Source organism: Kitasatospora putterlickiae (assembly GCF_039527695.1).
Lineage (GTDB): Bacteria > Actinomycetota > Actinomycetes > Streptomycetales > Streptomycetaceae > Kitasatospora > Kitasatospora putterlickiae.
Map to the genome: position 1 here is coordinate 5,358 of NZ_BAAAKJ010000345.1, position 7,737 is coordinate 13,094.

Consider the following 7,737-nt stretch of genomic DNA (forward strand, 5'->3'; position numbering starts at 1 on the left):
CATGGGCGGCGGGGCCTCGGACGACTCGTGGATCCCGTCAGACCTCGCCGAACTCGCCGACTCGAACGCCCGCAAGGAACGACCGCCATGCCTCCGCAGGGAACACGAGTACCGGGCCATGGGGATCCTTGGAGTCGCGCACCGCTCCGGGGCGCGAGTCGTCGACCTCGACACATCCGCCCTGCCCGTTGCTGTAGGAGCTCTTTCGCCACGCGGCGTCGGCCGGGTGGTCACTGTGCATGCCGTTCATAGTCCCTCCGTGCCTCCCGGATCATGGTGACGCTGTCCAGCCGCGTGAGGGCGTCAACCTGAAGGCGATCGTACTGGGCGGCCCATCCGGCCACGACCTCGGAGTCGCGCTCCAGAAGGCCCCGTCCGAGCGTTTCGGTGTACCCGACCATCGTGCGTGTGGGCAGGGTCAACAACGTGACCGAATGCGAGAAGGGCCGCAACTCACCCAGGGTGCACGGGGCCACCTGAAGGATGACACGGGGCCGTGCCGCCAGGTCTTCCAGGTGCTTCATCTGACAGGCCATGACGGCCGTTCCGCCGATTTGGCGCCGCAGAGCCGATTCGTCGAGGACCGCATGGACCGTCACAGCACGGTCGAGCAGCTGCTGACGCCCCGCCAGCACCTTCAGCCGCTCCTCCGCCTGCTCCCGTGTGGCTTCACCTCGCCGGACCGGCGCCATCTCGTAGGCGGCACTGTAGTCCGGGTGCTGAAGCATGCCAGGAATCATGTCCAGCTCGAAGATCCGAACGGCCACGGACTCCCGCTCTTTCACCGTGTACTGGTCGAAACCCTCGAATAGAAATCGCTGTTCGGACTGACGCCACTCTCGTTCGAACCGGTCCGTTTCGAATGCGTCATCAATCCGTCTCGCGAATCGACTGGTTGGAGGCTTGCGCCCGGTTTCCACTGCCGAGATGTGAACGGCCGAGTAGCCGACAAGCCCACCCAACTGTTCCTGCGTCCAGCCTCTCGCCTCCCTGGCCTGGCGAAGTAGTACGCCGAACTTAGCCGTGGGCGAGGAATCGGGATCAAGCTCCTTGCGGTTCATGATCGCTGACGACTCTCCCTTCCGATGCGAAAGGTTGAAGGTATCGCCAATGCTAGGCCACAGTAAGCGCCCTGGGTAGTCGCATCGCTACACACCGAAGCGGCCCTTTGATGCTCCTCCATCCCACCCCCCACCGAGGTGCTCCGCCATGCTCGCTTCCCGCCGCCCCCGCACGTTCGCCGCCCGCCTCGACTCCCGCACCTCCTCCACCCCCATCGCCCGGCAACTCCTCCGCGCGTACCTCTCCGCCCTCCCCACCGGCGACCGCTACTCCGACGTCGCCGAACTCCTCCTCGGCGAGCTGTTCGCCAACGCCGTCCAGCACTGCGACGCCCCCAGCGACCGCCTCATCGAGATCCGCTTCGCCCTCATCAACTCCCGCCTGCGCCTGGAGGTTCACGACGCCGGCAGCGGCCGCCCCTCCCTCCACACCAGCACCCCCGACGACGAGCACGGACGCGGCCTCTTCCTCGTCAACGAACTCGCCGAGCGCTGGGGCTGCTGCCCCCGCGCGGGCGGTGTCGGCAAGTTCGTCTGGGCCCTGATCACCCCCGCCTTCGCCCATGCCGCCTGAACGGCACGCCGCCGAGCCCACCGGACCGGAAGACCCCTCCCGGCTGCCCAAGCAACCCACCCCCGAGCGCAGGAAGTCGGCCAGGCCGACTTCCTGCGCGGAGACCCCGCCCCAGCTGGGACGGGATGGCAAACCAACCCTGCTCAGGAGGATGTATGACGCAGACGCCCGTACCCTGGGGCATTGGCAGGATGGAGCCCTATGCGGCCACTGCCACGCTCCCGGCGTTCACGCCCGTGATCGACCCCGAGACGCAGATCGCCGTCATCGTGGACGAGCGCGGCCGAACAGTCGAGCTGGGCAGCCATGGCACCAGCACCAGCGGTGTCACGCCCACCCAGACGAGCCCCGGCGACGGGGCCGCTCCGGGCGGGGCCACGGACAGTGATGTCACCGAATCCTACGACCAGGACCAGAGTTCGGGCTGATGGGCCACCGAAGCGGGTCGGTGCTGGTACTGACCACCTCCTCCGACGTGACAGCGGATGCGGTCCTGCGGGTGCTCGCCGAGCGCCGGGTTCCCGTGGTCCGTCTCGATCCCGGTACCGACCTGCACGCGGGTGCCTCGCTGACCGCCACGTACAGCGTGGACGGTCAGCGAGGTACCCTCCGCACGTCGAGCCGTGAACTGGACCTCACGGCCGTTCGTTCCGTCTGGGTTCGCAGGCCCTCGCCCTACGAGGGACCGCCTGGTCTCGACGGCCAGGACCGCCGATTCGCCGCCTCGCAAACGTTCTGGGGAGCGGGTGGCATCCTGGCCTCGCTCCCCGGAGCCCACTACGTGAACCATCCCCGGCACAACCGGGAGGCGGAGTACAAGCCGGCCCAGCTCGCCGCCGCACAGCAGTGCGGATTCCATGTTCCCCACACGCTGATCACCAACGACGCGGACGAGGCACGGGAGTTCGCCACCCGCCATGTCGGCGGCACGGTCTACAAGCCGGTGTGGAACACCCCGTACTCGGTCGACGGGAAGGCTCGGGCCGTATGGGTCCGCGAAGTCCGAAGCCAGGAGATCAACAACGCCGTGACGGCGTGTCCTCACATGTTCCAAGCCAGGATCCCCAAGGCGTACGACACCCGGGTGACCGCAGTCGGGGACCGGCTGTTCGGCATCCGCATCGACAGCCCGGACGTCGACTGGCGGTACCGACAGGACCGGATGCGCTGCCACCCCATCGGCATCCCCTCATCGGTTGCCGAGACCGTGACCCGCTATCTCGCCACCTTCCGGCTGACCTTCGGCGCCTTCGACTTCGCCGTCACCGCAGACGGCACGTGGCACTTCCTGGAGTGCAACCCGAACGGGCAATGGGCGTGGCAGCCGGCCGGGACCACCCACCGAATCGCAGTCGCGATCGCCGACCAACTGGAAAGAGGCCACGACCAGTGACCAGCTCCGACACGTTGCGCACCACCCTGGTCAAGCAACTCACCGAGAACGGCGCGCTCGCCGATCCCGCGTGGGCCGAGGCCGCCCACGCGGTACCCCGCGAACTCTTCGTCGGTTCCTACTTCGTCCCGGTCGACGGCAGCGCCCCGACCAGCTACCGGACCGTCCGCCGCGACGCCCCCGGATGGCTGGAGGGGGTCTATGCCGACCGTACGCTCATCACCCAACTCAACGGCCGCACCAGCCCGGAAGACATCGGCGACCGGCACGTGACGGGCGCGCCGTCCTCGTCCTCCACGTTGCCTTCGCTCGTGCTGGGCATGTGGCAGCAGCTCGGCGCGGACACCGGTCACCACGTCCTCGAAATCGGTACCGGGACCGGCTACTCCACCGCCCTCGGCACACACCGCCTCGGCGACGGGAACATCACCAGCATCGAGTACGACCCCCTGGTGGCCGCACGCGCCGCTTCCGCACTTCGGGCCGCCGGCTACGCCCCGCGCCTCATCGTCGGTGACGGTCTCGGCGGGGACCCGAACGGCGGCGCCTTCGACCGGTTGATCGCGACGTGCTCGGTCCGCTACCTGCCGATGGCCTGGCTGCGCCAGGTGAAGCCGGGCGGCCGCATCCTGGTCACCCTGTCCGGATGGAGCTACGCCGGCGCGCTGGCGCTGCTCGACGTGACCGGCCCCGGCGAGGCCACCGGCCGCTTCCTGCCGGGCTACACCAGTTTCATGATCGCCCGACCCCATGACCGGCCGCCCCGCCCCACCCTGGCTCTCCTCCCCGGGGAGGAGAGCGCGAGCCGGATCGACCCCACGAAGCTCGATTCGTGGACCGGAAGCTGGGTCGCGCAGCTCGCGGCCCCCTCGGCCGAGCGGATGGGAAGTGGCGGGCAGCAGATCCTCTCGGACGTGGCCACCGGCTCGCAGGCCCGGACGGTGCCCGACCCCGCGGGCGGCTGGACCGTGGTCCAGCGAGGACCACTCCGCCTGTGGGACCGGGTGGAGACCGCCATCGAGACCTGGCAGAGCGCGGGCGAGCCGCACCAGGAAGCCTTCGGCATCACGGTCTCGACGGCGGGCCAACGGGTCTGGCTCGGCAGCGAGGACGGCCCGGGCTGGGACCTCCCCGTCTGACCCGCCAACGTGCCCGAGTGCCCGAATCCCCTGGGTACGCCGGCGGGCTGCGGAGCGGATCGGCCGCTCCGCAGCCCTCGGCCAGGCGAAGCCGGCGGTCAGAGCCGGCCGGCCTAGAACAGCACGACAGTCATTCAGCCGTCGGCACGGGCGCCGTTGAGGCGGCCGGTGCTGGTGCGGGCGAGGGTGTACCAGGACGCGGGCAAAGTCCGCAGACGGGACCAGTGTCCGCAGTGCCTGAGAACGCCGGGAGCCCGGGGCGAACCCTCGCCCCGGGCTCCCGGCCATGCCTGCTCGTCAGTGCTGGGCGGCGGTCGAGATGAGCAGGTCCACCAGCCGGTCGGCGGCATCCGGCCGGCCGTAGGAGCGGGCCCGCTCGGCCATGCCCGTACGGCGGTGGGTGTCGGTCAGCAGCGGGTCGACCGCCTCGCGGAGGCGCTCCGCCGTCACGTCACCGAGGAGCGCGGCCGCCGCCCCCGCATCGTGCAGGTGGCCGGCGTTGTGGGCCTGCTCGTTGCCGGCCGAGCTGGCGAGGGGGATGAGAACCGCGGCCTTGCCCAGCGCCGTCAGCTCCGCGATCGTGCCCGCCCCACTGCGGGAGACCACCACATCGGCCAGTGCGAGGACATCGGGCAGTTCGGGACCGACGAACCCGGTGAGCAGATACCGGGACGCCAGATGCGAGGGAAGAGTTGCGGCGCGGACCCGCAGGGCTTCGACGTTCGCCGGGCCGCACTGGTGGATCACGTTGGCGCCGGCCAGCAGCCCGGGCAGAAGCTCGGCCACCAGTCCATTGATCTGCGCCGAGCCCTGCGCGCCGCCGGTGACGTACACGGTCGGCAGGTCACGGCGGAAGCCGTGCAGCCCAAGAGTCTGGACCGCCTTGTCCGCATCACCGGCCAGCACCTCGGGCCGTACCGGATTGCCGGTGACGACCGCAAGCGAGCGAACCGCCTCCGGCAGCAGCGACAGCGTGGACTCGGAGGACACCGCGATGCGTGCCGCCCGTCCCGCGAGCGTCCGGTTGGCCAGGCCGAGGCGCACCGTCTGCTCATGGACGACCAGCGGGCGACGGCACAGCGAAGCGGCAATGCCCACCGGAACCGCGACGTATCCGCCCGTGGCCAGCACCACGTCAGGGCGGAACCGGGAGACCACTGCGCGGGCCTGGGCGACACCGAACGGCACACGCGCCATGTCCCGCACGTTCGCCGGGGAGACCATCTTGACCGGGTTCCGGTGGCGCCGGATCTTCCCCGTGGCAACCGCGGCGAACTCGATCCCCTCACCCGCCGCGACACGGGACTCCAGGCTGTCCGCCGTGCCGACCCACACAACGTCCAGCGCCTGGCCGGCAGCGGCGAGCCTCGCCCGCACGGTGCGGACCGCGGTGAGCGCCGGATAGGTGTGCCCGCCGGTTCCACCGCCCGTCACGATCAACCGAAAGGCCCGCTCAGGGGCGCGGCCGACGGCATCGCTGATCACAGAGCAACTCCCCATCCGTTCACGCCTGGAAGCGGCGCCCGACACGTCGGACGATAGCAGGACACCGCACGAGCCATCCTCGCCATCGGCACGCGAACTGTGCGATGCCGCACTCGACTTCACCCCCATCGAGGGCACGTCCGCGACACATCCCTCGGCAGCCCGAACACGGTGGAGCACACCATCGCCAGAAGCCGAACGACGAGCGGTGGCTACCGCACCACGGGGATCGCCCCGGAGCGCCAGTCGGCCAGCCGCTGGCGGATGTTCGACACCATCGGCAGTCCGTCCGTTCACGCCTGGGCGTGATCCACCATCTCCGTCACGCGTAGGAAGTCGGCTCCGCCGACTTCCTACGCCGAGGCCCACCAGGTCGAGGGGGACGCGACGGTGTAGCCCAGGGACTCGTACAGCGGGCGGCCCAGCTTGGAGGCGGTGAGGGTGGCCGGGAGGTCCGCGACGTGGGCGAGGGCGCCGAGCATGACGGCGCGGCCGACGCCTCGGGAGCGGAAGGCGGACGAGGTGGCGATCCAGTAGTGGCTGGCGAGGCCGTCGGCCACGACGCTCACGCCGGCGCCCGCGGGGACGCCCTCGACCGAGGCGATGAACACCTCCACGCCCGGCTGTTCGATCAGCGCCGTCGGGAAGAGCTCGCCGGCCTGGTGGGGTTCGAAGCCGGTCAGCTCGAAGCCCTCGATCACGATCCGCTCGGCCGCCTGGAGCTCCTCGGGCCGCCGCACCCGGGTCACGTCCAGCGCCGGGGCGTGGACGGGGCCGGGCGGGCGCAGCATGATCGGCATCTGCCAGGTGCGCATGCCCAGGTGGCTCAGGTCGGTCGAGGAGAAGGGGTCCTCGACGAGCGCCGGGCCTGCGGCGCGGCGGGTCAGGTAGCTCAGCTCGGCCAGTTCGCCCGGGTCGAGGTCGGGCTCCTGGACGAGGATCCGCAGGCCCGCGCGGTTGTCCCCGTCGACGGCGAGGAAGCCGCCGCGCCGGATCACCTCGTGGCCCCGGGAATCGCCGGTCGCGGTCCAGAAGGCGGCGGAGTTGCGGGCCTGGAGCGTCGGCGCCCCGGCCGGGGTGGTGGGCTGGTCGATCGTCCTGGATTCCGTGGTCATCAGGCCCACGGTAGTACGAAAGTGACTCTGTGACGCGGGTTGATCGACTGCGGGCCGGCGCCGCACGGAAGCGCGGCGCCGGCCCGGTGGCGACGGGGACGGTCAGAGCTGGCTGACCCAGTACGGTTCGACGGTCAACCAGCCGTTGCCGCGGGCGCCGTTGAGGCGGCCGGTGCCGGTGCGGGCGAGGGTGTACCAGGACTCGACGTAGTCCGGGTCGTCGGTCCACCAGGAGGAGGGCAGCGCCGCCAGGACGGCGTTGACCAGCGGGATGTAGGCGCCCTGGTCGGCGATGGTGAGCAGGACGGCGGCGATGGCCTGGGCGAGGGCCAGGTAGTTGGTGTCGCCGTCGTCCTCCATCAGCACGACGTCGGCGAGGTTGTACTTGTAGTTCGACCAGTTCACCAGGATCTGGTTCGGGTAGTAGACGGTGCCGTCGTACTGGAGGTACGGCATGGCGACGGAGTCGACCCGGACCTTGCCGTCCTGGCCGAAGCCGGACACCAGGCTGAACATCTCGGCGGCGCCCTTGAACCAGGGCTCCTCGTCGTCGTTCACCTGGACGGAGGTGATCTTGCTGCCCCACCAGCCGGCGGCCTGGAGGGCGGTGGGGGCCTGCCCGGCGGCGGGTGCCGCCGGGGCTGTCCCGCGGGCGGCCAGCTCCCGCTGGAGCACCTCGATCCCGGCGGCGGTCGCCTTGGCGCCGTCGATGTCGACCAGGTAGACCGGTCGGGTGGGCAGGGTGCCGGCGTCGAGGCCGAGGGCCCGGCCGGCGGGGTCGTAGGCGCGGACGGTGCGGGTGTGCTCGTCGGTGGCGGCGACGGCGACCAGCGGTGCGACGCCCGCATCGAGGGCGGTGCGCATCGAGGGGTCGGCCAGCTGGACGCGCAGCAGCGGGCCGAGGTCGGCGCCGAGGCCCTTGGCGGCGGCGATGCCGTGGTCCGCGCGGGCGGTGGCGGCGGCGAGGTCG

10 protein-coding genes are annotated in these 7,737 nt (G+C 70.7%); 5 read left to right on the forward strand and 5 right to left on the reverse strand.

What is annotated here, in order from left to right; all coding sequences use genetic code 11:
• Window positions 1-37: 37 nt before the first annotated feature.
• Window positions 38-250 carry a DUF397 domain-containing protein gene (locus ABD308_RS32065; protein ID WP_425554899.1) on the reverse strand — a complete coding sequence of 71 codons (213 nt, stop codon included), beginning with the start codon at window positions 248-250 and terminating at the stop codon, window positions 38-40.
• Window positions 231-1,061, reverse strand: coding sequence for a helix-turn-helix domain-containing protein (locus ABD308_RS32070; protein ID WP_344342893.1), 831 nt, complete (start codon window positions 1,059-1,061; stop codon window positions 231-233). Before ABD308_RS32070 ends, ABD308_RS32065 begins: the two co-directional genes overlap by 20 nt.
• 148 nt (window positions 1,062-1,209) lie before the next feature.
• On the opposite strand from ABD308_RS32070, the gene ABD308_RS32075 reads away from it, so the two are divergent.
• From ABD308_RS32075 to tgmC, 4 genes are all read left to right on the forward strand, one after another.
• Window positions 1,210-1,635, forward strand: coding sequence for an ATP-binding protein (locus tag ABD308_RS32075; protein ID WP_344342895.1), 426 nt, complete (start codon window positions 1,210-1,212; stop codon window positions 1,633-1,635).
• 155 nt (window positions 1,636-1,790) lie between these two features.
• On the forward strand, window positions 1,791-2,063 hold the full coding sequence (tgmA, locus tag ABD308_RS32080; protein ID WP_344342898.1) for a putative ATP-grasp-modified RiPP: 273 nt from the start codon (window positions 1,791-1,793) through the stop codon (window positions 2,061-2,063).
• On the forward strand, window positions 2,063-3,028 hold the full coding sequence (tgmB, locus tag ABD308_RS32085) for an ATP-grasp ribosomal peptide maturase (protein ID WP_344342902.1): 966 nt from the start codon (window positions 2,063-2,065) through the stop codon (window positions 3,026-3,028). Before tgmA ends, tgmB begins: the two co-directional genes overlap by 1 nt.
• Window positions 3,025-4,167: an ATP-grasp peptide maturase system methyltransferase gene (gene tgmC / locus ABD308_RS32090; RefSeq protein WP_344342905.1), complete on the forward strand. Its 1,143-nt coding sequence runs from the start codon at window positions 3,025-3,027 to the stop codon at window positions 4,165-4,167. Before tgmB ends, tgmC begins: the two co-directional genes overlap by 4 nt.
• Window positions 4,168-4,464: 297 nt before the next feature.
• Here the strand turns inward: tgmC and ABD308_RS32095 are convergent, their stop codons facing one another.
• Complete coding sequence (locus ABD308_RS32095; RefSeq protein WP_425554900.1) at window positions 4,465-5,652, reverse strand: UDP-N-acetylglucosamine--N-acetylmuramyl-(pentapeptide) pyrophosphoryl-undecaprenol N-acetylglucosamine transferase; 1,188 nt, start codon at window positions 5,650-5,652, stop codon at window positions 4,465-4,467.
• Window positions 5,653-5,823: 171 nt separating this feature from the next.
• Here ABD308_RS32095 and ABD308_RS32100 point away from each other — a divergent pair, with 171 nt between their 5' ends.
• The gene (locus ABD308_RS32100; protein WP_344342909.1) at window positions 5,824-5,961 is read left to right on the forward strand and encodes a hypothetical protein; all 138 of its coding nucleotides are present in this window, start codon (window positions 5,824-5,826) and stop codon (window positions 5,959-5,961) included.
• A 44-nt stretch (window positions 5,962-6,005) separates the two neighbouring features.
• Here ABD308_RS32100 and ABD308_RS32105 read toward each other — a convergent pair whose 3' ends face one another.
• Window positions 6,006-6,767, reverse strand: a complete 762-nt coding sequence (locus tag ABD308_RS32105; protein WP_344342912.1) for a GNAT family N-acetyltransferase — start codon at window positions 6,765-6,767, stop codon at window positions 6,006-6,008.
• 102 nt (window positions 6,768-6,869) lie between these two features.
• Window positions 6,870-7,737 (reverse strand): DUF3103 family protein (locus ABD308_RS32110; protein ID WP_344342915.1); only part of this gene is annotated, 868 nt, incomplete at its 5' end.

Bases quoted from the DNA above. Each gene is read 5' to 3' on its own strand.
- ABD308_RS32070 (WP_344342893.1), bottom strand. From the start codon at position 1,061: ATGAACCGCAAGGAGCTTGATCCCGATTCCTCGCCCACGGCTAAGTTC.
- tgmA (WP_344342898.1), top strand. From the start codon at position 1,791: ATGACGCAGACGCCCGTACCCTGGGGCATTGGCAGGATGGAGCCCTAT.
- ABD308_RS32075 (WP_344342895.1), top strand. From the start codon at position 1,210: ATGCTCGCTTCCCGCCGCCCCCGCACGTTCGCCGCCCGCCTCGACTCC.
- ABD308_RS32105 (WP_344342912.1), bottom strand. From the start codon at position 6,767: ATGACCACGGAATCCAGGACGATCGACCAGCCCACCACCCCGGCCGGG.
- ABD308_RS32065 (WP_425554899.1), bottom strand. From the start codon at position 250: ATGAACGGCATGCACAGTGACCACCCGGCCGACGCCGCGTGGCGAAAG.
- tgmB (WP_344342902.1), top strand. From the start codon at position 2,063: ATGGGCCACCGAAGCGGGTCGGTGCTGGTACTGACCACCTCCTCCGAC.